The organism is Pseudomonas sp. BE134, from assembly GCF_031456105.1.
Taxonomy (GTDB): Bacteria; Pseudomonadota; Gammaproteobacteria; order Pseudomonadales; family Pseudomonadaceae; genus Aquipseudomonas.
On the sequence record NZ_JAVDUA010000002.1, the window covers coordinates 191,306 to 213,484 of the forward strand.

At 59.8% G+C, this 22,179-nt stretch carries 22 protein-coding genes and 2 pseudogenes; 7 read left to right on the forward strand and 17 right to left on the reverse strand.

Annotated features, from left to right (window positions below):
- Positions 1–2: 2 nt before the first annotated feature.
- Positions 3–1,016 carry a porphobilinogen synthase gene (gene hemB, locus J2Y56_RS02960; RefSeq protein ID WP_007942407.1) on the reverse strand — a complete coding sequence of 338 codons (1,014 nt, stop codon included), beginning with the start codon at positions 1,014–1,016 and terminating at the stop codon, positions 3–5.
- A gap of 207 nt (positions 1,017–1,223) precedes the next feature.
- Here hemB and J2Y56_RS02965 point away from each other — a divergent pair, with 207 nt between their 5' ends.
- On the forward strand, positions 1,224–1,856 hold the full coding sequence (locus tag J2Y56_RS02965; RefSeq protein ID WP_007942406.1) for a DedA family protein: 633 nt from the start codon (positions 1,224–1,226) through the stop codon (positions 1,854–1,856).
- Here J2Y56_RS02965 and J2Y56_RS02970 read toward each other — a convergent pair.
- Positions 1,837–2,671 (reverse strand): annotated as a pseudogene (locus tag J2Y56_RS02970) (sterol desaturase family protein); the annotation flags it as partial. The gene J2Y56_RS02965 and the pseudogene J2Y56_RS02970 overlap by 20 nt on opposite strands.
- Before the next feature lie 127 nt (positions 2,672–2,798).
- Here J2Y56_RS02970 and elbB point away from each other — a divergent pair.
- Positions 2,799–3,467 (forward strand): isoprenoid biosynthesis glyoxalase ElbB, encoded by a 669-nt coding sequence (gene elbB, locus J2Y56_RS02975; protein ID WP_007942403.1) that lies wholly within the window; start codon positions 2,799–2,801, stop codon positions 3,465–3,467.
- 28 nt (positions 3,468–3,495) lie between these two features.
- Here the strand turns inward: elbB and J2Y56_RS02980 are convergent, their stop codons facing one another.
- The 5 genes from J2Y56_RS02980 to J2Y56_RS03000 form a co-directional block, all read right to left on the reverse strand.
- Positions 3,496–3,951 carry a YaiI/YqxD family protein gene (locus J2Y56_RS02980; RefSeq protein WP_027926433.1) on the reverse strand — a complete coding sequence of 152 codons (456 nt, stop codon included), beginning with the start codon at positions 3,949–3,951 and terminating at the stop codon, positions 3,496–3,498.
- A 107-nt stretch (positions 3,952–4,058) separates the two neighbouring features.
- A complete protein-coding gene (locus J2Y56_RS02985; protein ID WP_310348563.1) occupies positions 4,059–5,957 on the reverse strand; it encodes an FTR1 family protein in 1,899 nt (632 codons plus the stop codon).
- Positions 5,958–6,107: 150 nt separating this feature from the next.
- The gene (locus J2Y56_RS02990) at positions 6,108–6,740 is read right to left on the reverse strand and encodes a LysE family transporter (protein WP_310348565.1); all 633 of its coding nucleotides are present in this window, start codon (positions 6,738–6,740) and stop codon (positions 6,108–6,110) included.
- A gap of 139 nt (positions 6,741–6,879) precedes the next feature.
- Positions 6,880–7,461: a mechanosensitive ion channel family protein gene (locus J2Y56_RS02995; RefSeq protein WP_007942399.1), complete on the reverse strand. Its 582-nt coding sequence runs from the start codon at positions 7,459–7,461 to the stop codon at positions 6,880–6,882.
- Positions 7,461–9,371 carry an ATP-binding cassette domain-containing protein gene (locus tag J2Y56_RS03000; RefSeq protein WP_310348566.1) on the reverse strand — a complete coding sequence of 637 codons (1,911 nt, stop codon included), beginning with the start codon at positions 9,369–9,371 and terminating at the stop codon, positions 7,461–7,463. Before J2Y56_RS03000 ends, J2Y56_RS02995 begins: the two co-directional genes overlap by 1 nt.
- A gap of 50 nt (positions 9,372–9,421) precedes the next feature.
- On the opposite strand from J2Y56_RS03000, the gene J2Y56_RS03005 reads away from it, so the two are divergent.
- Positions 9,422–9,886: a TIGR02444 family protein gene (locus tag J2Y56_RS03005; RefSeq protein ID WP_310348567.1), complete on the forward strand. Its 465-nt coding sequence runs from the start codon at positions 9,422–9,424 to the stop codon at positions 9,884–9,886.
- On the opposite strand, the gene J2Y56_RS03010 is transcribed toward J2Y56_RS03005, so the two are convergent.
- A complete protein-coding gene (locus J2Y56_RS03010) occupies positions 9,883–10,992 on the reverse strand; it encodes an AlgP family protein (RefSeq protein ID WP_310348568.1) in 1,110 nt (369 codons plus the stop codon). The genes J2Y56_RS03005 and J2Y56_RS03010 overlap by 4 nt on opposite strands.
- Positions 10,993–11,184: 192 nt before the next feature.
- Here J2Y56_RS03010 and J2Y56_RS03015 point away from each other — a divergent pair, with 192 nt between their 5' ends.
- Complete coding sequence (locus J2Y56_RS03015; RefSeq protein ID WP_310333408.1) at positions 11,185–11,850, forward strand: FKBP-type peptidyl-prolyl cis-trans isomerase; 666 nt, start codon at positions 11,185–11,187, stop codon at positions 11,848–11,850.
- A 58-nt stretch (positions 11,851–11,908) separates the two neighbouring features.
- Here the strand turns inward: J2Y56_RS03015 and J2Y56_RS03020 are convergent, their stop codons facing one another.
- The 8 genes and pseudogenes from J2Y56_RS03020 to J2Y56_RS28400 form a co-directional block, all read right to left on the reverse strand.
- Positions 11,909–12,367, reverse strand: a complete 459-nt coding sequence (locus tag J2Y56_RS03020) for an Rsd/AlgQ family anti-sigma factor (RefSeq protein ID WP_033048628.1) — start codon at positions 12,365–12,367, stop codon at positions 11,909–11,911.
- A gap of 177 nt (positions 12,368–12,544) precedes the next feature.
- The gene (locus J2Y56_RS03025) at positions 12,545–13,096 is read right to left on the reverse strand and encodes a disulfide bond formation protein B (protein ID WP_310348572.1); all 552 of its coding nucleotides are present in this window, start codon (positions 13,094–13,096) and stop codon (positions 12,545–12,547) included.
- Between the two features lie 415 nt (positions 13,097–13,511).
- Positions 13,512–14,750, reverse strand: a complete 1,239-nt coding sequence (locus J2Y56_RS03030; RefSeq protein WP_310348574.1) for a heme biosynthesis protein HemY — start codon at positions 14,748–14,750, stop codon at positions 13,512–13,514.
- Positions 14,747–15,901 (reverse strand): uroporphyrinogen-III C-methyltransferase, encoded by a 1,155-nt coding sequence (locus tag J2Y56_RS03035; RefSeq protein ID WP_310348575.1) that lies wholly within the window; start codon positions 15,899–15,901, stop codon positions 14,747–14,749. The genes J2Y56_RS03030 and J2Y56_RS03035 overlap by 4 nt, the downstream gene beginning before the upstream one ends.
- 16 nt (positions 15,902–15,917) lie before the next feature.
- On the reverse strand, positions 15,918–16,685 hold the full coding sequence (locus J2Y56_RS03040; RefSeq protein ID WP_310348578.1) for a uroporphyrinogen-III synthase: 768 nt from the start codon (positions 16,683–16,685) through the stop codon (positions 15,918–15,920).
- The gene (gene hemC, locus J2Y56_RS03045; protein ID WP_007942386.1) at positions 16,682–17,623 is read right to left on the reverse strand and encodes a hydroxymethylbilane synthase; all 942 of its coding nucleotides are present in this window, start codon (positions 17,621–17,623) and stop codon (positions 16,682–16,684) included. The genes J2Y56_RS03040 and hemC overlap by 4 nt, the downstream gene beginning before the upstream one ends.
- 137 nt (positions 17,624–17,760) lie before the next feature.
- Positions 17,761–18,507 carry a LytTR family DNA-binding domain-containing protein gene (locus tag J2Y56_RS03050; protein WP_007942384.1) on the reverse strand — a complete coding sequence of 249 codons (747 nt, stop codon included), beginning with the start codon at positions 18,505–18,507 and terminating at the stop codon, positions 17,761–17,763.
- Positions 18,504–18,620, reverse strand: a pseudogene (locus J2Y56_RS28400) (sensor histidine kinase); the annotation flags it as partial. The pseudogene J2Y56_RS28400 and the gene J2Y56_RS03050, both read right to left, overlap by 4 nt.
- 347 nt (positions 18,621–18,967) lie before the next feature.
- Between J2Y56_RS28400 and argH the strand changes: the two are divergent.
- Positions 18,968–20,362 carry an argininosuccinate lyase gene (gene argH / locus J2Y56_RS03055; RefSeq protein WP_007942383.1) on the forward strand — a complete coding sequence of 465 codons (1,395 nt, stop codon included), beginning with the start codon at positions 18,968–18,970 and terminating at the stop codon, positions 20,360–20,362.
- A gap of 104 nt (positions 20,363–20,466) precedes the next feature.
- Here the strand turns inward: argH and J2Y56_RS03060 are convergent, their stop codons facing one another.
- A complete protein-coding gene (locus tag J2Y56_RS03060) occupies positions 20,467–21,126 on the reverse strand; it encodes a glutathione S-transferase family protein (protein ID WP_007942382.1) in 660 nt (219 codons plus the stop codon).
- A 124-nt stretch (positions 21,127–21,250) separates the two neighbouring features.
- Here J2Y56_RS03060 and J2Y56_RS03065 point away from each other — a divergent pair, with 124 nt between their 5' ends.
- Complete coding sequence (locus J2Y56_RS03065) at positions 21,251–21,535, forward strand: hypothetical protein (RefSeq protein WP_007894899.1); 285 nt, start codon at positions 21,251–21,253, stop codon at positions 21,533–21,535.
- 217 nt (positions 21,536–21,752) lie between these two features.
- On the forward strand, positions 21,753–21,998 hold the full coding sequence (locus tag J2Y56_RS03070; RefSeq protein ID WP_007942381.1) for a TIGR02647 family protein: 246 nt from the start codon (positions 21,753–21,755) through the stop codon (positions 21,996–21,998).
- Positions 21,999–22,179: the final 181 nt, after the last annotated feature.

Consider the following 22,179-nt stretch of genomic DNA (forward strand, 5'->3'; position numbering starts at 1 on the left):
GGCTATTTTTGCTCTCGTAACAATTGAGCGGCACGGACGGCGAAGTAAGTCAGGATGCCATCGGCGCCTGCTCGTTTAAAAGCGGTCAGGGATTCGAGAATAACCCCTTCGCTCAACCAGCCATTCTGGATCGCCGCCATGTGCATGGCATATTCGCCGCTGACTTGATAAACAAACGTCGGCACTTTGAATTCTTCTTTGACCCGGTAAAGGATGTCCAGATACGGCATCCCTGGCTTGACCATGACCATGTCCGCGCCTTCTGACAAGTCTGCCGCCACTTCGTGCAGGGCTTCGTTGCTGTTGGCCGGGTCCATCTGATAACTGGCCTTGTTGGCCTTGCCCAGGTTCAGCGCCGAACCGACCGCGTCGCGGAACGGACCATAGTAGGCGCTGGCGTATTTTGCCGAATAGGCCATGATCCGCACGTTGACGTGATCGGCCAGTTCCAGGGCTTCGCGGATCGCCTGAATGCGGCCGTCCATCATGTCGGATGGGGCCACCACCTGGGCGCCGGCTTCGGCGTGGGACAGGGCCTGCCTGACCAGCGCATCGACGGTAATGTCGTTCTGCACATAGCCGTCTTCGTCGATGATGCCGTCCTGACCGTGAGTGGTAAACGGGTCCAGGGCAACGTCGGTGATGACGCCCAGCTCAGGGAACTGCGCCCTGAGTGCGCGGGTCGCGCGCTGGGCAATACCGTTCGGGTTCCAGGCTTCGGCGGCATCCAGCGTCTTGAGCTCAGGCGGCGTGACCGGGAACAGCGCCAATGCCGGAATCCCCAGCTCGACCCACTTCGCGGCTTCTTCCAGCAACAAATCGATGGTCAGGCGTTCGACGCCCGGCATCGAGGCCACCGCTTCGCGGCGGTTTTCACCGTCCAGGACGAACACCGGCAGGATCAGGTCATCGACGCTCAGAACGGTCTCACGGACCAGTCGACGCGAAAAATCATCACGACGGTTGCGGCGCAGGCGGGTGGCTGGAAACAAACGGTTGGCGGGGGTAAAGCTCACGGCAGACTCCTGAGCTCGCGCTGGCGGGCGAGCGTGACAGTTATAAGCGATCATTATGACTAACGCATTACAGTTATGTGCACCCTGTGACAGGTAGTCGCATTCCATTGTCCTTGTAGGAAATGTTCACGTCGAGACACATTTGGACACTTTCATGAATGTGCACGGCAGGTTAGGCTGCGCGTTCATTTCGCCAGCATCCAGACAATGCTCCAACAATTTCTGCACGACTTTGGCTACTTTGCCCTGTTTCTCGGCACGTTCTTCGAAGGCGAAACCATTCTTGTGCTCGCGGGCTTCCTCGCGTTCCGCGGATACATGGACATCAATTGGGTGGTGGTCGTGGCGTTCTTCGGCAGTTATGCCGGTGATCAGCTGTGGTACTTCATGGGGCGCAAGCACGGTCGCAAATTGCTGGCGCGCAAACCGCGCTGGCAGATGATGGGTGATCGGGCGCTGGAGCACATTCGCAGGCACCCGGACATCTGGGTGCTCAGCTTCCGCTTTGTCTACGGTTTGCGCACGGTGATGCCGGTGGCCATCGGCCTGTCGGGCTATCCACCGGGACGTTATCTGTTGCTGAACGGGATTGGTGCGGCGATCTGGGCGACCGCACTGGCAGCGGCGGCTTATCACTTTGGCGCCGTGCTGGAGGGTATGCTCGGCAGCGTCAAGAAGTACGAACTGTGGGTGCTCGGTGCCTTGTTGGTACTGGGCCTGGGCCTGTGGGCGCGTCGACGTTTCAAGAATGCCCGTCTGGCGAAGAAAGTCTACGCCGACGAGCAAGCCCTGAAAGCCGCACGGGTCAATGTCGAAGCGCCTAAGACGCCAGGCGAGTGAAGCGGTTTCTGCAACAGTAGAGACCGATAACGCTGAACAGGCTATAACTGAGCAGGCCGATCCAGCCCAGCGCGCTGGCCGGCCACAGCCCGACCACCGGCGCCAGCCACACCGGCGGCACATTCGATGCCAGCCGCAGCAGCTCTAGCTTCAACGCCCAAGAACGACTCTCCAGGGCCACGCCCAACGTAAACAGCCCCAGCGCCACCACAATCCAACCGAGCACCAACGCGGCGGTTGGCAGGCTGCGCTCCAGATTCATCAAATAGCTACCCAGCGCGATGTAGGCGCAAAACTGCAGCACCACATACAGTTGTTGACGGCTGTCCAGCGGCACCTCGAATTTACGGAAAAGACTCAAGTCAGGCTTTGCTCGTCGGGTATCTGGCTGCCACATCCGCCGGTCGCCAACCGGTGCGCATGAACCAGATCCGCAGCTTGTCCCATTTGCTCTCGGCACGCCGCGCGTCTTCCCACAACTGCACATAGAACTGCACGTTGGCCCACAACGGATTCCAGCTCGCCAACGGCGTGGTCACGCCAAAAATCACCGGTTCATTGTCGTCTTCTTCCTGAAACGAGCCAAATAGACGGTCCCAAATAATGAACACCCCACCGTAGTTGCGATCCATGTAGAGAGCGTTCTGCGCATGGTGGGCACGATGATTGGAAGGCGTCACGAAGAACCCTTCGAACCAGCCGAGTTTGGGGATGTGTTGGGTATGCACCCAGAACTGATACAGCAGATTCAGTGCTGCGACGCTGACAAACACCAGCACCGGCACGCCGAGCACAGCCATCGGCAGGTAGAAAATAATGAAGTCCATGACGCGCCCTGATCGGAATCTTGAGGACAGAGGCTAGGTGTAACCGCGTATTAACCCTATGGCAACGAGCGTCAAATTAGTGGACATTTAACGCCATGAATCTGGAGAACAACCCATGAGCAAAAAAATTGCAGTGATCCTTTCCGGCTGCGGCGTGTACGACGGCGCCGAGATCCACGAAAGCGTGATTACCCTGCTGAGGCTGGACCAGCGTGGCGCTCAGGTACAGTGCTTTGCCCCGAACATCGCGCAATTGCATGTGATCAATCACCTGACTGGTGAGGAAATGCCCGAGTCGCGCAATGTCTTGGTGGAATCGGCGCGGATCGCCCGGGGCAACATCAAGGATATTCGCGAGGCCGATGTCGACGAATTTGATGCGTTGATCGTTCCCGGTGGATTTGGCTCGGCCAAAAATCTGTCGAACTTCGCCATCGAAGGCGCCGGTTGCACCGTGCAACCCGATGTCCTGGCATTGACCGAAGCCTTCGCCGAAGCAGGCAAGCCAGTCGGCTTGATGTGCATCTCGCCGGCACTGGCGGCGAAGATTTATGGCCCGGGGGTGAACTGCACCATCGGCAACGACGCCGAGACCGCCGCAGCCATGAACAAAATGGGCGCGACCCACACCGATTGCGCCGTGACCGAAATCGTCGAAGACCGGGCGCGCAAACTGGTGAGTACACCGGCGTACATGTTGGCGCAGAGCATCAGCGAAGCAGCGTCCGGCATCAACAAAATGGTCGACCGCGTTCTTGAGTTAACCCACGAAAACGACGCCTGACCCGGTTCAAAATGTGGGAGCGCAAGGCTCAGGGTTTGCGGGTCAGCCGGGTAAGTATCCGGTCCAGCGCATTGGCAAACGCCTGCTTCTCTCGTTCGCCAAACGGTGCCGGCCCACCACCCATCTGCCCCTGTTCCCGCAGGTCAGTGAACAGATTTCGCACTGCGAGCCGGTCGCCCATGTTCTGCGCATCGAATTCCTTGCCTCGCGGGTCCAGCGCAGCCACGCCCTTCTTCACCAGGCGGTCCGCCAGCGGCACGTCGCTACAAATCACCAGTTCACCCGGCACCGCGTGTTCCACCAGATAATCATCGGCGGCGTCCGGGCCGCTCGGCACGACGATCAACTTCACCAGTGCCAGCCCCGGCTTGATCTGCGGCTGCCCCGCCACCAGCACCACTTCGTACTGACGCTTGAGGGCGAACTTCACCACCAGATCCTTGGCCGCCCGAGGGCAGGCGTCGGCGTCGATCCAGACACGCATCATGTTTTCCTCTTCCAAAAAAAATCGCGAACAGGCTCGCCCCCACAGGTTATACGCCATCCTGTGGGAGCGAGCCTGCTCGCGATTGTGAGCGCAGCGAATGCTGTTTAAGAAACCTGCACCCGCTGCTTCTCGGCCAGCCAACTACGGCCATACAGCACAACAATCGCAATGATCGCCACCGCCTGAGCACTCAGCGAATACGCATCGGCATGAATGCCCAGCCAGTCAAATTCGAAGAACGGCACCGGTCGGGTGCCGAAGATCCCGGCTTCTTGCAACGCTTTCACACCATGCCCGGCGAACACCACCGACAGCGCGCACAGCAGACCGGCGTTGATGCTGAAGAACAACGACAGCGGCAATTTCGCCGAACCGCGCAGGATGACCCACGCCAGGCCCACCAACATCACCAGCGCCGTGGCGCCGCCGACCAACACGGCGTTGTGCCCCGCAGGCCCGGCCTGCAACCACAGGGTTTCGTAGAACAGAATCACTTCGAACAGCTCGCGATACACCGAGAAGAACGCCAGGATCGCAAAGCCGAAACGCCCGCCACCACCCACCAGGCTGCTTTTGATGTAATCCTGCCACGCCGCCGCATGGCGACGGTCGTGCATCCATACCCCCAGCCAGAGCACCATGACGGAGGCAAACAGCGCCGTCGCGCCTTCCAGCAACTCACGCTGCGAGCCACTGACATCGATCACGTATGCCGCCAGCGCCCAGGTCGCCAGACCGGCCACCAGCGCCAGGCCCCAACCGACGTTGACGCTGCGAACAGCCGACTGTTGGCCGGTGTTGCGCAGGAAGGCCAGGATCGCCGCCAGCACCAAAATGGCTTCCAGACCTTCACGCAGCAAAATCAGCAAACCGGAGATGAAGCTCAGGGACCAGCTCAGGCCATCGCTGCCCAACAGGCCTGCGGATTCCTTCAACTTGGCCTTGGCCGTGTCTAGACGCTGCTGGACCTGGGCCACCGGCAAACCGTCCTGCAATGATTGACGGTAGGCCATCAACGATTTTTCAGTGTCTTTGCGCACGTTGGCATCGACATTGTCGAGGGAGCTTTCGACCAGTTCGAAGCCTTCCAGATACGCGGCGACAGACAGGTCATAGGCCTGATCGTGATCGCCGGCACGGTAGGCGGCGATGCTCTTGTCCAGGGTAGCGGCGGTGTAATCGAGCAATTGCGCCGGGCCACGCTTGACCTGCGGCGGTTGCGCCCGCTGCGCACGGAACGTGGCGGCGGCTTGTGGGCCATCAGCAGTCAGCACTTCCGCCGGTGTCTGACGCCCGAGGTCGGCAATGTTGTAGGTCGTGGCGGATTTTGCAGCGGCTGGATCAGCGCTGAAACTGGCGATGTAGGTCGCCAGGTCCCAGCGCTGACGATCGTCAAGCTGATCAGCGAAGGCCGGCATGTCGGTGCCTTCGATACCCTGGCCCAAGGTGCTGTAGAGCGCGTAGAGGCTCAGATGATCCAGGCGTGTCGCATCACGCAGATTGGACGGTGGCGGCGTCAGACCCACCCCCGCCGGGCCGTCACCAGCCCCCGCATCACCGTGGCACACTGAACAATGCTGGGCATACAGCGGCCCACCACGGGTGGGATCCGGGGTAATGATCGGTGTCTGACTGACTTCAAAGGTCACAGCCAGTTTCGCCCCCAGTTGCCGAGCCTGACGGGCCACCTCCGTACCGTCCTGACGGGCCGCGACGGCACTGGCCAGCGAGCTGACGCCCTGCTCCAGCCCGGCTTTCTCTGGCTTGGCCGGCATCGCACCGATCAGGCCTTGCAAGGTTTTGATGGATTCCAGCTGCCCGCGGTATTCGGACTCATCGATCACCTTGCCCGCTTGCACGGTTTGCGGGTAATCCGCGCTGATGTAATCGAGCAAATGCAGCGCTTGCGGCGCGCCTTCCACGGTGTCGGCCAGCAGATTGGAACTGCATAAGGCAAACAACGGAAGTACCAGCCAGGCCAGAAAACGGGACGGGGCAGTCATGAATGAATCTCAATTGGTAATACGAAGTAACACATTGTTCCCTCCCAATGACTTTCACTCAAGCTTTGTTCGCGCGCGCCGGGGTATCTGTGCTTGTCCGGACATGAAAAAGGCGACCTCAAGGGTCACCTTTTTTATACCTGGGTGCTTTTAAACGGCGGCTTTGCGCAACGTCGCCATGAACGCCGCCGCGCCGATGAACAGCCCGGCAAAGGTGCGGTTCATGCGTTTTTGCTGCGCGGGTGTGCGCAACAGGCGCAGCACCTTTGAGGCCAGCCCGGTGTAACCGGCCATGACGATCAGGTCGACGCAGACCATGGTCACGCCGATGATCAGGTACTGGGCCAGCAACGGTGCATGCGGGTCAATAAACTGCGGCAACACCGCGAGCATGAACACCAGCGCCTTGGGGTTGCTGATGTTGACCAGAAAACCCCGGAACACCAACGCCATCGGTTTGCCAATCTGACGCACTGCCGCGTCATCGCTCATGTCGCTGGGCAACGCGCGCCATTGCTTGATGGCCAGGTACACCAGATACGCCACGCCAAACCATTTGATCGCATAGAAGGCGGAGGCTGAAGCCGTGAGGATCGCGCCCACACCGGCGCCGACAATCGCGATTTGCACCGCCAGGCCCAATTGCAGGCCCAGGGCATTCCAGTAACCGCGCCAGAAACCGTACTGCAAACCGCTGGACATCGACGCAATGGCGCCAGCACCGGGAGAAAAACTGATCACCCAGCAGGCGGCAAAAAACGCCAGCCATGTTTGAAGCTCCATTGCACACCTCGACTCAGACTCGTGACAGACGCCTAAGCTAATGCGGGTTTGGGTTGGTGACTACCAATTTTTTGCCGGATGTTGCGGCTGCCGACCAGCGTTTACAGCCTTAGACCGCCATCGTCGGGCAGCAGAAGGCCTACTTTCCAAACCCGTTGGAAGGGAAAACATCCGTCCCGCGCCAGCGGCGAACCGAGCGCTGGAAGAACAGGCTGTTAGGCACCTGAACCATGGCACTGCCGGTGCCGAGTTCTTCCGCTTCGATCAACGTGGTGTAAAGCAGATTGATCGCCACCACCCGACCTTTGACGCCGGGCTTGTCGGTGGTGTCCACCAACTCGACCACGTCGCCGAGGCGAAACGGGCCGACTGTGAAAATCAGGATCGCGCACAGCAGGTTGGAGAGCACGCTCCACATAGCGAAGAACGCGACCGCCGCCACCGCGACGAAGCCAGACAGCGCGGTCCAGAGCACCGTGGCCGACACCCCGAGGCGCTCCAGCACGAAAATCAACGCACTGCCCATGATCAGCCAGCGCAGTCCACCTCGCAGCGGCATCAGCAACTGCGGCGGAAACGGATAACGCTCGCCCAGCCGGTTCAGGCCCTTGGCAACAAAGCGCTGGGCTAAATAACCGGCCAGCAGAATCAGCAGGATCTGTAAGACGAGCCAGAGGGGATCGATCCACACCGCCGGCAACGGCAGCTTGAACGCCTCCATCAAGACAGCGCCTCCAGCTCCGCCTGCATGCTTTCCAGCAGTTCCAGCGCTTCCATCCAGGCTTCTTCCAGTTCGGCTTCGCGCACCTTCAGCCTGGCCTGTTCGGCCAGCAGATCGCGCAAGTCGTTCTTGCGCGCCGGTTCGTAGATATCACTGTCGCCAAGGCTGGCATCGATCTTCGCCAGCTTCTCGTGCAGCTTGCCCAGTTCGGCTTCCAGCTTGTCAGCCTCACGTTTGTGCGGCGCCAGTTGCTGACGCAGCGCAGCAGCGGCCTGGCGCTGGGCTTTCTTGTCGGTCTTGTCCGGATTGACCGGGGTGTTGCTGACGGGTGCGTTGCGCTGACGATAATCGACCAGCCAACGGGCGTAGTCTTCCAGGTCACCGTCAAATTCCTCGACCTTGCCGTCCGCCACCAGATAGAAATTGTCCGTGGTGCTTTTGAGCAAATGACGATCGTGGGAAACCACCAGAACTGCACCACTGAACTCCTGAAGCGCCATGGTCAGCGCCAGACGCATTTCCAGGTCCAGGTGGTTGGTCGGTTCGTCGAGCAGCAGCAGGTTCGGCCGATCCCAAGCGATCAACGCCAGGGCCAGACGGGCCTTTTCGCCACCGGAGAAATTCAGCACTGGCTCATCAATGCGCGCACCACGGAAGTCAAAACCACCGAGGAAGTCGCGCAGGGTCTGCTCACGCTCGGTCGGGGCCAGACGCTGCAAGTGCAGCAACGGGCTGGCCTTGGCATCGAGAGAGTCCAGTTGATGCTGGGCGAAGTAACCGACGACGGTGTTCTCACCACGGGTCAGGCGACCCGCCAATGGCTCAAGCTCACCGGCGAGGTTTTTGATCAGGGTCGATTTACCGGCGCCGTTCGGGCCGAGCAAACCAATGCGCGCACCAGGGGTCAGTTGAAGCTTGACCTTCTCCAGCACGGCTTTGTCGCCGTAACCCAAACGGGCATCGGACAGGTCGATCAGCGGGCTGGAGATTTTCTGCGATTCACGGAAAACGAAATCGAACGGCGAATCGACGTGGGCGGCGGACAGCTCTTCCATCCGCTCCAGCGCCTTGATCCGGCTCTGGGCCTGACGGGCCTTGGTGGCCTGGGCCTTGAATCGGGCAATGTAGCTTTCCATATGCGCACGTTGCGCCTGCTGCTTCTCGTACGCCTGCTGTTGCTGGGCCAGACGTTCAGCGCGGGCGCGTTCGAAAGCGCTATAGCCACCGCGATACAGCGTGATCTTGCGTTGATCGACGTGGGCCACGTGATCGACCACGGCATCGAGGAAGTCCCGGTCGTGGGAAATCAGCAACAAAGTGCCCGGGTAACTTTTGAGCCACTCTTCAAGCCAGATGATGGCGTCGAGGTCCAAGTGGTTGGTCGGTTCATCGAGCAGCAACAGGTCCGAGGGACACATCAATGCCTGCGCCAGGTTCAGACGCATCCGCCAGCCACCAGAGAAATCTCCTACCGGGCGATCCATCTGCTCGTTGGTGAATCCAAGGCCGGCCAGCAGCTTGCGGGCCCGAGCGTCGGCGGTGTAACCGTCGGCACTGTCGAGTTCCGAGTGCAGGCGGGCCTGAGCGGCACCGTCATGCGCCGCTTCGGCTGCGGCGAGGTCGCGTTGCACCTCACGCAGGCGAAGGTCGCCATCGAGCACGTAGTCGACCGCCAGGCGTTCGAGCGTCTCGATTTCCTGACGCATGTGGGAGATGCGCCAGTCGGCCGGCAGGAAGCAGTCACCCGAGTCCGGGTGCAGTTCGCCCCGGATCAAGGCGAACAGGCTCGATTTGCCGGCGCCGTTGGCACCGATGAGGCCGGCTTTATGGCCGGCGTGCAGGGTCAGCTCGGCGTCTTCTAGCAGACGTTGCGGGCCACGCTGTAAAGTCAGGTTCTGAAGTCGAATCATAATGGCGGCGGAGTCTACCAGCTTCGCTCGCAACTGGCGCGAGTAGCACTATGTCCTCTGACCTGTGGAGCTTTTCCCTGACGACTTACGCCCGTCCTGGCGTTGAACGCGCTTGCCTGCAATTGCAGTCGGCAGGCGTCAATGTGTGTTTGCTGCTCTGTGGATCGTGGCTGGGACAACGTGGCGTCACCTGCAATGAACAGCGATTACAGCGGCTGCGCATCGTGGCACAACCTTGGGATGCGGATGTCGTGCAACCGCTGCGCGCATTGCGTATGCAATGGAAAGACTGCGCGACTGAGGATGCAGAACTGAAAAAGTTGCGCGAACAAGTGAAGGCCCTGGAGCTGGAAGCCGAGCGGCATCTGCTGTTGCGACTGGAGCGATCGGCACAAAACTGGCCGCAGGGTGAGGCGACCGATCTAACGGCCTGGCTGGAAGGTGTAGCGGCAGGCGCCGCCAACCTGGACCGCGACGCGCTGCATCAGCTGCGCGTCGCGGTAACCGGCACTTAGGAAGCGCTGGTTGGGGTGGTTGCTGCGATTGATGCGGCGGCCGGCGTTGGCGCTGGCGTGGCTGTCGAAGTGGCAGCTGCTAGAGCAGACGTCGCTACCGGAGCCGGGTTGGCTGTCTTGGCAACTGGCGCGGCGGCCGGCTTGGCAACGGCAGGTTTTGCAGCAGCAGGCTTGGCTGCTGGTTTTGCAGCAGCAGGCTTGGCTGCTGGTTTTGCAGCCGGTTTTGCAGCAGCTGGCTTAGCGGCTGGTTTCGCTGCGGCTGGTTTGGCGGCAGTGGCTGGCTTGGCGGCAGCTGCGGGTTTCGCGGCAGCAGTTCTGACAGCCGGTTTAGCGGCAGGTTTGGCTGCAGGTTTTACAGCCGGTTTAGCAGCTGGCTTGGCTGCAGCTTTTACAGCCGGTTTAGCAGCTGGTTTGGCTGCAGCTTTTACAGCCGGTTTAGCAGCGGCGGTTTTCGCAGCGGCTGGCTTGGCAGCAGGTTTCGCAGCGGCTGTTTTAGCCGCAGGTTTTGCAGCGGGTTTGGCAGCGGGCGATTTTGCAGCCGGTTTGGCCGCAGCAGTTCTCGCAGCGGCTGGCTTGGCGGCAGGTTTCGCAGCAGCTGTTTTAGCAGCAGGTTTCACCGCAGCCTTGGCAGCAGGTTTAGCCGGTGCTTTTGCAGCAGCTGGCTTGGCAGCGGCTTTATTGGCAGGTGCCGCAGCAGGTTTGGCCGCACGCAGAGACAATGCCTTGCTGACAGCCTCTTGCACACGACCGACGCCCTGGGCCAGTTTCAGGCTTTCTTGAGCATCGCGCTTGAGTTGCAGAATGTAGCCGCGGGTTTCCGATTGACGATCCTTGAGGGCATCGAGCAATTCCTCAAGCTCACTCACCGCGCCCTTGGCTTTCGCTTGTGCCTTGGCCTTACCGGCCGCCGCAGCATCCTGCAATTTGGTACGGGACTTGTGCAATTTTTCCTGCGCTTTTCCGCGCTGCTTTTCCAGTTTGGCGAGCAGTTTTTCAGCATCAGCCAAGGCTTGGGAACAAGCGTTTTCCAAATGCTCGAGCAGGCTGCCCGACAGTTGTTGGAGTAAGTGCAATGGGGTATTTACAGGCTTCTTGGTGGCCGACATGGTTTACCTCCTGGCTGACGTGGGTGCGGCTCATACTAGACCTCTGCTGCTACCGCCGCTAGGGCATGTTGACAGTATCGAATGCGCTGCGTTGCAACGGATAGAAAATCTTCTGCGCTTGCGCAAAACCAGTTCACCTTTGTGCGCATTCACACTGGCATAATCCACCGCATCTCAGGCCGGAGAGTGCCCATGTCGCGCTACCTTTTTTTATCGCTGTGCGTGTTTTTTTCGGTGGCTCAGGCCGACGAAAAAACTGCCGCAAATAACGCTCACGACCTTGCCTACAGTCTGGGGGCGAGCCTCGGCGAACGCTTGCGCCAGGAAGTTCCCGACCTGCAACTCCAGGCACTGCTGGAAGGCTTGCAGCAAGCGTATCAAGGCAAGCCACTGGCATTGAAAGACGAGCAGATCGACCAGATCCTGGCCGAGCATGAAGCGCAAATCGCCGAGCAACCGGCGCTGCCGCAAAGCGAAGCCGCGCTCGAAAAAGAGCAGCGCTTTCTTACCGGGGAAAAAGCCAAACCGGGCGTTCGCGAATTGGCGGATGGAGTATTGCTGACGGAGCTGACACCTGGTAAAGGAGCCAAGGCTGGCCCTGACGGCAAGGTCCAGGTTTTGTACGTCGGGCGTCTGCCCGATGGCACAGTGTTCGATCAGAACAGTCAGCCGCAGTGGTTCAGTCTCGACAGCGTGATCAGCGGCTGGCGCAGCGCGCTGCAAAACATGCCGGTCGGTGCGAAATGGCGCCTGGTGATTCCATCGTCTCAGGCCTATGGCGCGGAAGGTGCCGGCGACCTGATCGCACCGTTCACACCGCTGGTATTTGAAGTCGAATTGCGCGGCGCCACCAGCTGAATTGCGGACACAAAAAACGGCGCGCATAGCGCACCGTTTTTAGGTTGCAGGAAGAGATTCAGGCCTGAACCGAATCTTCTTCCTTGTGAGCCGTGTGCAACACTTCGATCAGGCAATCTTCCAGCTCGAAGCGTTCGTGCAACAGGCCGCCCAATTCCTTGAATTTCTCCGCGACGCACTTGCCTGCATCACACAGGTCATTGAACGCCAGCAGCTTCTCGGTGATGACATCGATGCGCGGGTAGAGGGTCTCGGCCAGTTCCAGACCACGCTTGTCGTTGAAAGCCTTGGCCTCCCCCGTCAACTGCTCGTAGATCTCGAAGTGTCCGGCAGACACGTAATCGACCAGCACGCCGCAGAACTCCTGCAACGGCTTGCGGTTTTCGCCGAGAGCTTCTGGCTTGGCGCCGAGAGCATCATAGGATCGAACCAGCTCGTGACGTTCCTGCAACCAACGATCGATCAGCAGATGTACTCCACCCCAACGTTCCTGAGCATTCTGACAACTTTCGAGCATGGTGATCTCTCTTCCCTTGTGGGTCATGCTGCCCTACACCTGTCGCACACTTGAAGGTCAAGTACCGGTCAGGCAGAGCGCCATCGAGCAACATAATTCCAATGACACGTGCGGGCCAGATTATGCCCGCGCGGCTGTGGCTTCAAGGTACGCAGCAGATAAAGTTCATACAAGTGTTTAATCGCTCAATTGCACCCGGTGCGACGACTCGCCGCTGAGCGGTCGCTCACACGCAAGCCAGACGATGTGCAACAACTGATAAATTCCCAAAATCGTCATCGCAACAAAGAACAGAAGACTCCACTCCGGTACGCTCAGGTCAAACAACGTCCAGGCAATCTCGGCACAATCGGCATCCCCTTGGAACATCTGCGTGACTTGGCATAACCAGGGCATGTTCTCGTACGCCGCGTCCAGGTTGGGCGGGCACGTCAAAAGCTGATGCAAAGGATCACTCTGCAACAAAATCTGCCGCCACGCCGTAATCGTGCCCGCGAGGCTGCAGAAAAATCCGAGCAACCAATACAGGAATGATCCAAAACGCCCGGGTCCCTGCACGGAGGCGGTCAGGCTGATACCCGTTAGCAACGCCAGGCAAAACCGCTGCAAAAGGCACAAGTCGCAGGGCCTGAGACCGACCGCATATTCCAGGTAAAAGGAAACACCCAAGGCCAGGGAGCCGGTAATGAAAATCATGAAAAACAAGGAGCGTGAGCAGGCCAAAGACATGGCTTTTCCGTACCAGTAGAGACAGGTGGTTACGGTAGAGGAAAGCGCGCCAGCCTTTCAAGGCAGGCCGGCACGGACACTTCACCAGAAGCGTAGGGATTTCCCGACAGCATCGAGAGGATTTGATGTAGTCCTCTGTAGGACGAAGCCGACCAGGGACTACAAAGCTAAACACGCGACGAATTTCGAGCGCCAGAGAACGCCTCTCCGCCCTTGTAGATACCGTCTTGAACCTCACCGGGCAATCGCGTTTTGTCAGGCAAATCCCAGACGCAGCCTCGCGTTGCTCGTCAGCTGCTACGGGGAGGGTGGTGAGTCAGAGATAGTTGAGGGGACTTGTAGCAGCTGTCGAGCAACGCGAGGCTGCGTTCGCAAGCAGCCGGACGCAGGCTGTGCCAGCTGCTACAAACCAGCTTCAGGCGTGAGCCAGCGCCGGAAGCGGTGCCGCCAGCAGGCGCTCATCGAGCATGCCCAGGCCTTCCTGAAACAGCTGATTACTGCGCTCCGTGTCACCCAGTTGCGCCAGCAATCGCGCCAATTCGGCACAGGCTTCCGGATTGCGCTGCACCCGCAGGCTGCTTTCCAGATAATCTCGCGCCTTGCCCCACAAACTGTTTTGCAGACACAAGCGGCCCAGTGTCAACAACAGGCTTGGGTCGCCCGGATGACCTTTGAGCCAGCCCTCGGCATTCTGTAGCTGCCGAGCCGGATCGCTCCCGCGAACCAGCCCATACAGGCGCGCCAGATGACTGTCGTAATTGCGCTTGAGGGCCGTGCGCAACACCTCCTCTGCCTCGACCTGCGCGCCAAGTTGCCGCAGCTGCTCGGCATAGGCCAGCACCAGTTGAGGCTCCTGACGCTGAGCCGAGGTGAGCTGCTGCCAGGCGCGATTGAGCGATTGCAAACCGACCTTGCCGTCCTCTTCCTGATGCGCCGCCAGAGACAGGTTTTCACCCCACGCACGGCGCTCCAGTTCGGCCAGTTCGGCAGGCGGCAAGACTTTATCCTTGCGCAGCTCGGGCAACAGGCGGATCACTGCCGACCAGTCACCCCGCTGCTGAAGCAGGCGCTGTAACTGGCGCAACGTCTGGGCGTTATGGGGGTGACGTTCATGCATGACCTGAAGCGTTGCCAAGGCGCTGTCGGTGTCGCCACGGTCGGTCTGCAATTGTGCGTGGTTCAAGGCAATCGCCAATTCGGCCTGCGGCTGGCGTTCGAGGGCACGTTCCAGCAAGTTGTCGCTTTCTTCGTAATGACCTTGTTCGTTTGCGGCACGAGCAGCGCCCAGGTAATAGAGCAATGGCTGGCGCTCGGCTTCGGCAGCCCGCTGCAGATGACGCTGCGCACTGGCCCAGCGACCTTCCGCCAAATCCAGCTGACCGTGCTCGATCGCCACTTGCACCCGACGGCTGCGATTACGGCGCGACCAGGGATTGACCACGCCGCTGGAGGTCATCACCAGTTCAACCAACACCTTGATGCCCCAGAACACCAGCCACAATACCGCGACCAACGCCAGGGTCGCCCACAGGCTCGACTCGTAACGAAAGCTCTTGTAGGCAACCAGCACGTAACCGGCATGCTCGGCAATCGCCAATCCCAGCGCGGCAGCAGCGGCAATCACCAGGAACACGATCACATAGAGGCGTTTCATGGCGTTGCCTCCTGAGCGTTACCTGCGGCCGGTTTATCCATTGGTTTGATCGAGTCTTCGGCGTTTACATTACGCCGCTCCAGATAACCCTGGACCGCGCTTAACGTGGCGGTCAAATCCGGCGTCACGACGGTGACCCGCTGCTTGCTCAAGTCACCCACCTGCTCGAGCATCACTTTGCTTTGTGGGTTGTCCGGGTTGAAATTACCGGTCAGTACATCCCGCGCCTCCGCCAATGCCTGGGAGTAAACCGCTGCCTGGCCATTGAGCGCGGCCCATTGCGCCTGTTCCAGTGCGAGGCTCAGGGCCAGACGCACCTGGCTCAGGCTCTGCCCGGCCAATAGTGGCCTGACATTTTTGTCGGCGTTGAAGTCAATGCGGATGTAGTGGGAGATCTGATCCCACCACTGCGCCCAACGACTGGCTCCGTCGCCATCGGCGGTCAGGCCCAGCAGCGAATCCCCCCGATCCTTGTACTCGGGCGCCAGCTCGGTGAGGTCGATCACCTGATCACGCAGAGCGCCCAGCCGCAGGAACAACCCGGTGCGATCCGGCTGCTCGGTGCTGCGCAACGCCACCAGGGTTTTGGCCACTTGCTCGCGAGCGGCGAAGGACCCTGGATCGTTCTGCTCACGAAGAATGTCGTCGGCACCCTGCACCAGCGCCTGGGCGCTGCTGATGTCCTGCAATGCAGACAAACGCAGGCTGGCCAGACGCAGCAAGTGCTCGGCCTCGGCCAGACGCCAATCCTTGCGGCTGGCGCCGAGGATGGTTTCCAGACGCTGGTTCAGGCGCTGTTGATCGCCCTGCAACTGTGCCACCAGACGGGCGCGCGCTTCGAGTTCATCGACGGCAGGCAGCTGCTCCAAGCGGGCGCTAATGCGCTGTTCATTGAGCTTGAGGCTTTGCGCCTGATCGTTCAACGCCTGCACCTGAGCCAGTTGCTGCTGGTTATTGGCCTGCAGGTGACGCACCTGCCAGACGCCCCAGCCACCCACTGCAATACCGGCAGCGCCGAGCAACAGCGCAACGATTGCCAGCCCATTGCCTCGGCGCTGCACGGCGGCAGGCGGCGCAGTTTCATCCGGAGTTTCAACCCGTGCATCGAGCACTGGCTGGACGTCATCTTTAGGCAAGGCAGTTTCGCTCACGTATCCATCCTTTGCATTAGAGAACGGGTTCGGGATGCTCCCGTAACGCCGTCAGCAAAGCCGCGGCACTGGCACCGCGACAATCCACAACTGTTTGGGCCCCGGCAGCACGTGCCAGCTCGGCGACCCTGGGGCTTGGAACAAACAACGGCAACCGCGCCAATTGAGGCCAGGCAGCGCCGGCCAGTTGATGCAGATGCTCAAAACCTTGCCCACTGCTGACCACCAGCCCGTTCAAGCGTTCCGCTTCGATCCGGTCAGGCAGTGCCGCCAGCGGGTAACGAGGCAGGCCGCGACGGTACAACTCCAGATACTCGACACTAGCACCAAGCTCGCGCAAACGCTCAGCCAAGAGCTCGCGCCCGCCCTCCCCGCGCATGATCAATACTCGCCGATCGGGCTGGGTGATCGCCTCGCGCAACTGCGCAAGCTCAAGCAATGCTTCGCTGTCATCGCCTTCGGCTGGACAGGTTACGTCCAGCCCGCCATCTTCAAGGATTTGCGCAGTGGCGGCGCCCACACTGAACCACTTCAGCGCAGGGGGTTGCGGCCAATACCGGCCGAGCAGTTCGACACCGGCTCGGGCCGCGGGTTTACTGACCACAATCACCGCGCAAAAGCGATCCAGCCTCTGAATCACCGCACACATTGTGTCAGAGACAGGAATGGGCTCGATTTCCAAAAGCGGCAAGCTGCTGCTGAAAACCCCCGCTTGCGCAAGAATTTCGCCCAGTGCTGCGGACTCATCCGCAGGGCGCGTGAGCAGCAAGCGCCAACCCGTCACTCGTGTCCCGCCTCGCCATAAACTGCTTTCAGAATATCGTCAGCGCCCTGGCTCAAAAGATCCTCGGCCACTTGCACGCCCAGGGCCTCGGCGTCGGCGCGTGGTGCGCGGGCCTCGGCACTGAGCAACAGACCGCCACTAGGATCACCGACCAGACCACGCAACCAGATCTGCTCGCCTTCGAGCACGGCGTAGCAGGCGATCGGTACCTGGCAACCACCATTCAAATGTTTGTTGAGCGCACGTTCGGCGGTCACGCGAGTGGCGGTGTCCTGATGATGCAACGGCGCCAGCAAGGCATGAATTTCGCTGTCCGCCGTGCGGCATTCGATGCCCACCGCGCCCTGCCCACCTGCCGGAAGGCTGTCGTCGACACTGATCGCCGAGGTAATACGATCTTCGAAGCCCAGACGAATCAGGCCAGCAGAGGCGAGAATGATGGCGTCGTATTCACCGGCGTCGAGCTTGGCCAGGCGCGTATTGACGTTGCCGCGCAGGAAGCGGATTTCCAGGTCCGGCCGACGGGTCAGCAACTGGGCCTGACGGCGCAGGCTGGAGGTGCCGACGATGCTGCCTTTTGGCAGCTCATCCAGACTGGCGTAGGTGTTGGAAACGAACGCATCGCGCGGGTCTTCGCGCTCGCAGATGCAAAACAGGCCGAGGCCTTCGGGGAAGTCCATCGGCACGTCTTTCATGGAGTGCACAGCGATGTCGGCTTCGTTTTCGAGCAGTGCGGTTTCCAGTTCTTTGACGAACAGGCCCTTGCCGCCGATTTTCGACAGCGGTGAGTCCAGCAGCTTGTCGCCGCGACTGACCATGGGCACCAACGTGACGAGCAGACCGGGATGGGCCTCTTCCAGACGGGCTTTGACATACTCGGCCTGCCATAGGGCCAGAGCACTTTTGCGGGTGGCGATGCGGATTTCGCGAGTGGACATGGATCAATCCGTACTGAATAGATACGGCGGATAATAACAGCTCAGCCAAATCCACTTTGACTTGTATCAGAGACTGCGTGGCCTCCCTGGCCTCGATGTCCTGCAAGCGGGTGTAAAATTCGCCGCTGAATGACGGTTTAAAGCTGCTGCATCATCTTGCGCACGCCGGCCACATGCCGTCGGCTGACAATCAATGCGTCACCGTTCAAGCCTTTAAGGAACAGCTGGAAATGCCCCAGAGGCGTGCGCTGCAGACGTTCGATGCGCTCGCGGGCGACCAGAGCGTTGCGGTGGATACGCACGAATCGATCGCCAAACTCATCCTCAAGGGCCTTTAACGGCTCATCCAGCAACACTTCGCCGCCTTCGTGGCGCAAGGTCACGTATTTGTGATCGGCAATGAAGTACACCACCTGATCCAACGGGATCAGCTCGATGCCCTTGCGGGTTCGGGCGCTGATGTGGCTACGGGGACCGCTGCCACTTTCAGCGGCGGGGCGTGTCAGGGCGGCGAGCTGGATACGATTGGGTCGCTCGGCTTTCTTTAATGCTTCGTGAAGATGTTCAGTACGCACAGGTTTCACCACATAGCCTACGGCGCTGGCCTGTAAGGCTTCCACGGCAAATTCATCGGGTCCTGCACAAAACACCACCGCGGGCGGAGTTTCGCGTTCGCACAATCGCGCAGCCACTTGCAGGCCATCGAGGCCTGGCATGCGGATATCGAGCAGCACGATATCCGGCTTGTGGCTGTCGATCAGTGCCAACGCCTCTTCGCCGTTCGTGGCGCTGGGCTCCAGGACACTATATCCCTCGAGTTCACCGACCATTCGGCTAAGGCGCTCGCGGGCCAGGGGTTCGTCATCAACGATCAGGACATTCATATTGCGCTGGATTCCTGCGTGAGTCTCGCACAAGGATAGCGTAGACAGGTGAAGTGACGTCCGTCACCGCGATCCACGCTAAGACTAGCGCGAGGTCCAAAAAGTGCCGCAAAATCGGCGGCTAAATTTTCAACTGCCGCGTGATTGGAGGCTCTGGCCCGCGTTGGCGAGGGATTCCCGCAGGGTTTGCCGATACACAATATGATCACCCTCTCTTCTTATAGTCGGTTGTCGCGCCAAGAAGTGCGCGGATCCTACTGTCCAACTGTAGACGGTTGCCGGGACGATATTGCTCAATTGAAAAATATCGTTGCGCAATTTTCCCAAAGACTCATCTTGAGTATGGACCGCGGCATCAGAAAAAAACCTGTCGACCAGTGTCAGCGACAGGATTGGCAACCCTGTTATTATCCGCCACAGCTTTCTACGTCACTTTTCTCCAGCCGATACGAGCGAATTCATGAGCACTGACAAGACCAATCAGTCCTGGGGCGGCCGCTTCAGTGAACCCGTCGACGCCTTCGTCGCCCGCTTCACCGCCTCCGTCACTTTCGACCAGCGCCTGTATCGCCACGACATCATGGGTTCGATCGCCCACGCCACCATGCTGGCCAAGGTCGGCGTACTGACCGATGCCGAACGCGACAGCATCATCGATGGCCTGAACACCATCCAGGGTGAAATCGAGGCTGGCCAGTTCGACTGGCGCATCGACCTCGAAGACGTGCACATGAACATCGAGGCGCGCCTGACCGACCGCATTGGCGTCACCGGCAAAAAATTGCACACCGGCCGCAGCCGTAACGACCAGGTTGCCACCGATATCCGCCTGTGGCTGCGTGACGAGATCGACCTGATCCTGAATGAAATCACCCGCCTGCAAAAAGGCTTGCTGGAGCAGGCCGAGCGCGAAGCCGGCAGCATCATGCCCGGCTTCACCCACCTGCAAACCGCGCAGCCCGTGACCTTCGGGCACCACATGCTGGCCTGGTTCGAAATGCTCAGCCGCGACTACGAGCGTCTGGTCGACTGCCGCAAGCGCACCAACCGCATGCCATTGGGCAGCGCTGCGCTGGCCGGTACCACCTACCCGATCGACCGCGAATACACTGCGCAGTTGCTGGGCTTCGACGCCGTCGGCGGCAACTCGCTGGACAACGTTTCCGATCGTGACTTCGCCATCGAGTTCTGCTCGGCGGCAAGCATTGCGATGATGCACCTGTCGCGCTTCTCGGAAGAGCTGGTGCTGTGGACCAGTGCGCAGTTCCAGTTTATCGATCTGCCGGATCGTTTTTGCACCGGCAGTTCGATCATGCCGCAAAAGAAGAATCCTGACGTGCCGGAACTGGTTCGCGGTAAATCCGGCCGTGTCTTCGGCGCCCTGATGGGCCTGCTGACCTTGATGAAGGGCCAGCCTTTGGCCTACAACAAGGACAACCAGGAAGACAAAGAGCCGCTGTTCGATGCCGCCGATACCCTGCGCGATTCATTACGGGCCTTTGCCGACATGATCCCGGCGATCAAACCCAAGCACGCGATGATGCGCGAAGCCGCGCTGCGCGGTTTCTCCACCGCCACCGACCTGGCCGACTACCTGGTGCGCCGCGGCCTGCCGTTCCGTGACTGCCACGAAATCGTTGGCCATGCGGTGAAATACGGCGTGGAAAGCGGCAAGGATCTGGCGGAAATGAGCCTGGAAGAACTGCGCAAATTCAGCGACCAGATCGATCAGGACGTGTTTGCCGTGCTGACCCTGGAAGGCTCGGTCAATGCCCGCGATCATATCGGCGGTACGGCGCCAGCGCAGGTCAAACTGGCAGTGGTTCGCGGCCAGGCGTTGCTCGCCAGCCGCTAAAAGCTTCGCGGGCAAGCCCGCTCCCACAGAGTCCGGTGTGTTCAACACTTTCCACTGTGGGAGCGGGCTTGCCCGCGATGACTGACTACAGAACACTACAAAACCTACTTCTTGGACGCGATCATCGCCATAAACGCTGGCATCGCCGCTTCCTTGTCCGCCGCAATCTTCTGCACATGGGGATTCTGCTCAAGCCGCTGCAACAGCGCTTTGGCCGCCGGCATTTCTGCCAACAAATCGACTCCAAACAGCTTCTGCCCCACGGCACACGCCAACGGCACGCTGTACAGGAAATACAAATCGGCAATGCTCAGACTATCGCCCGCGACATAAGGCGCGAACTTGCCGTGCCGCGCCAATGACGCGAACCCCAGCAGCAACTCGGACTTGGTCCTCTCCTTGATCGCCTCTGGCACCGGCGTGCCGAAAAACGCCTCGCCGTAGCACATGCGTCCCGGCAACTCTATGTACAGCTCGATTTCCTTGGCCAGCGCCAGCACCTGGCCACGCTCGAAAGGGTCGCCTGGCAACAGCGGCGTGCCTTTCTGGCTTTGCTCAATGTACTCAAGAATGATGGCGGTTTCATTAACGAAACCCTGTTCGACGCCCAGCACTGGCACCTTGCCGCGCGGGCTGATGGCCAGCGCTTCTGGGCTCGGGCCAGGGTAAAACAGCACTTCTTCGAACGGCAGTCCCTTCTCCAGCAGTGCCAGTTTCACCATGTTGTAGTAGTTGCTGACAGAGAATCCATAAAGCTTAAGCATCACAAAGCCTCCAGGCCGTGCGGGGTTGGCAGTCCTGGTTTATAGAACGCCCCAGCGTTTCTTGCCAGCAGCATCACAGCGCTGAATGCAGGTAAACTGGCGACCTTAACTTGAGGAGCCTGCCATGAGCGAGCCAACTGATATCGAAATCGACGAAGAAGAGTTCGCCGAAAACACCCTGATCGAAGCCATCGAAAACCAGATCGAAAGCGACAACCCGCCAGCCGCCAAGGCGACCTTCAACAAGCTCACGCTGGTCGGTTACGAGCGTGAAGAAATCCTCAACCTGATGGCCCATGTTTTAGCGGTAGAAATCGACGCAATCCTCGAAGAAGACCGCGCGTTCAATACCGAATGGTACGAAACCGCTCTGCGTGCGCTACCCGAATTGCCGCCGGAAAAGAAGTAAGCAAAATGGATGGGAGACAGGCTTCAACACAAATTGTCACCCATCATTCCTGCCTTCCCCCAGACCCTGACTACACTGGAACGCACCCCGCTGCCGAACCACTGCCGGGGAATGCTTCCCGAGGTGAAAAAACCCTGATGCAGGCACTGGACATGCCGCACAAGTGGGCTCACCTTAGGGGCGCTGTCGTCTAATTCCTAGAAAGTCTGGAGTCCTTATGTCGCTTACCCCTGAGTTGGTTGCCGAACTGGAAATCCTCGCACTCTTCAACCTGGACAGTTCCCAGGAAGGTTTGAAAATTCATCAGACCGCTGCCCCGAAAGCCATTGCCGCCGCCCAACGCCTGTTTGAAAAGGAACTGATCGACCAGCCCGATGGCGGTTACCTGACCAGCCTGGGGCGTGATGCCGCACAAAATGTGCAGACTCTGCTGACCATACTGAGCGTCGAAGAAACAGCCTGAAGATCACCACATCGCCCACGGGAACCCCTGCAACCGGGTTTTCCGCGGGCACACCCTGTGACCTTCGCACCCGCGCGATAAAAATCTGACGTCAAAAAACGAATTCAGCTTAAGAGTGGCAGGCCCGAGGCGCTAAACTGCCTCCATCCGCCGACCCCACTTCCGAGCCTCGCGAGCCGGT

Excerpts from the sequence above, each read along its gene's own strand:
- J2Y56_RS02990 (WP_310348565.1), bottom strand. The coding sequence starts at position 6,740 with ATGGAGCTTCAAACATGGCTGGCGTTTTTTGCCGCCTGCTGGGTGATC.
- J2Y56_RS02980 (WP_027926433.1), bottom strand. The coding sequence starts at position 3,951 with ATGCGTGTCTGGATCGACGCCGACGCCTGCCCTCGGGCGGCCAAGGAT.
- J2Y56_RS03065 (WP_007894899.1), top strand. The coding sequence starts at position 21,251 with ATGAGCGAGCCAACTGATATCGAAATCGACGAAGAAGAGTTCGCCGAA.
- J2Y56_RS03030 (WP_310348574.1), bottom strand. The coding sequence starts at position 14,750 with ATGAAACGCCTCTATGTGATCGTGTTCCTGGTGATTGCCGCTGCTGCC.
- J2Y56_RS02985 (WP_310348563.1), bottom strand. The coding sequence starts at position 5,957 with ATGACTGCCCCGTCCCGTTTTCTGGCCTGGCTGGTACTTCCGTTGTTT.
- J2Y56_RS03020 (WP_033048628.1), bottom strand. The coding sequence starts at position 12,367 with ATGCTCGAAAGTTGTCAGAATGCTCAGGAACGTTGGGGTGGAGTACAT.
- J2Y56_RS03070 (WP_007942381.1), top strand. The coding sequence starts at position 21,753 with ATGTCGCTTACCCCTGAGTTGGTTGCCGAACTGGAAATCCTCGCACTC.
- J2Y56_RS03010 (WP_310348568.1), bottom strand. The coding sequence starts at position 10,992 with ATGTCGGCCACCAAGAAGCCTGTAAATACCCCATTGCACTTACTCCAA.
- hemC (WP_007942386.1), bottom strand. The coding sequence starts at position 17,623 with ATGTCCACTCGCGAAATCCGCATCGCCACCCGCAAAAGTGCTCTGGCC.
- J2Y56_RS03015 (WP_310333408.1), top strand. The coding sequence starts at position 11,185 with ATGTCGCGCTACCTTTTTTTATCGCTGTGCGTGTTTTTTTCGGTGGCT.
- argH (WP_007942383.1), top strand. The coding sequence starts at position 18,968 with ATGAGCACTGACAAGACCAATCAGTCCTGGGGCGGCCGCTTCAGTGAA.
- J2Y56_RS03050 (WP_007942384.1), bottom strand. The coding sequence starts at position 18,507 with ATGAATGTCCTGATCGTTGATGACGAACCCCTGGCCCGCGAGCGCCTT.
- J2Y56_RS02995 (WP_007942399.1), bottom strand. The coding sequence starts at position 7,461 with ATGGAGGCGTTCAAGCTGCCGTTGCCGGCGGTGTGGATCGATCCCCTC.
- J2Y56_RS03060 (WP_007942382.1), bottom strand. The coding sequence starts at position 21,126 with ATGCTTAAGCTTTATGGATTCTCTGTCAGCAACTACTACAACATGGTG.
- elbB (WP_007942403.1), top strand. The coding sequence starts at position 2,799 with ATGAGCAAAAAAATTGCAGTGATCCTTTCCGGCTGCGGCGTGTACGAC.
- J2Y56_RS03000 (WP_310348566.1), bottom strand. The coding sequence starts at position 9,371 with ATGATTCGACTTCAGAACCTGACTTTACAGCGTGGCCCGCAACGTCTG.
- J2Y56_RS02965 (WP_007942406.1), top strand. The coding sequence starts at position 1,224 with ATGCTCCAACAATTTCTGCACGACTTTGGCTACTTTGCCCTGTTTCTC.
- J2Y56_RS03025 (WP_310348572.1), bottom strand. The coding sequence starts at position 13,096 with ATGTCTTTGGCCTGCTCACGCTCCTTGTTTTTCATGATTTTCATTACC.
- J2Y56_RS03005 (WP_310348567.1), top strand. The coding sequence starts at position 9,422 with ATGTCCTCTGACCTGTGGAGCTTTTCCCTGACGACTTACGCCCGTCCT.